Raw genomic sequence first — 461 nt, forward strand, 5'->3', positions numbered from 1 at the left:
AGGCAAGTTTAATAGAGCCTTTTATAAAAAAATAAGCCAGTCCCAAAAGAGACCGGCTTTTGAACAACGATTATTCTGCACTGGAGATCGTGATAAATTTATTGAATATGCCAATCGATGTGACTGTTCCTAATCCTACTTCGGAAAAGTCGGTTTTGTAGATCGAAAAAATAAAATAATCCTTCTGTGTGGTTCCTGCATCGAAAATGGATTTCCCTGCTAGAGATAATACTCCTTTTTCGATTAAGCTTGAAGATTTATCCATCGTTTTGTGATTAACCCATTCGATGTAGGCAGAACGTCCCGGATTAGTTATGGATAATATCAAAATCACAGCGACTAAAACAACAATCGGAAACAAACGTCTCATTTTAGCAATCTCCTAACTCGTATTTTTAGATTGTAAATTTTTATTTAATAACGATAAATTGAAAAATAACTCGTCTACCAACAAACCTATC

At 34.5% G+C, this 461-nt stretch carries 1 protein-coding gene; it reads right to left on the minus strand.

From position 1 onward, the window contains the following. Positions 1–70: 70 nt before the first annotated feature. Positions 71–370: a DUF4359 domain-containing protein gene (locus V7137_RS19490; RefSeq protein WP_335699611.1), complete on the minus strand. Its 300-nt coding sequence runs from the start codon at positions 368–370 to the stop codon at positions 71–73. Positions 371–461: the final 91 nt, after the last annotated feature.

Source organism: Neobacillus drentensis, assembly GCF_036962765.1.
In the GTDB taxonomy this organism is placed as follows: Bacteria; Bacillota; Bacilli; order Bacillales; family Cytobacillaceae; genus Neobacillus; species Neobacillus drentensis_C.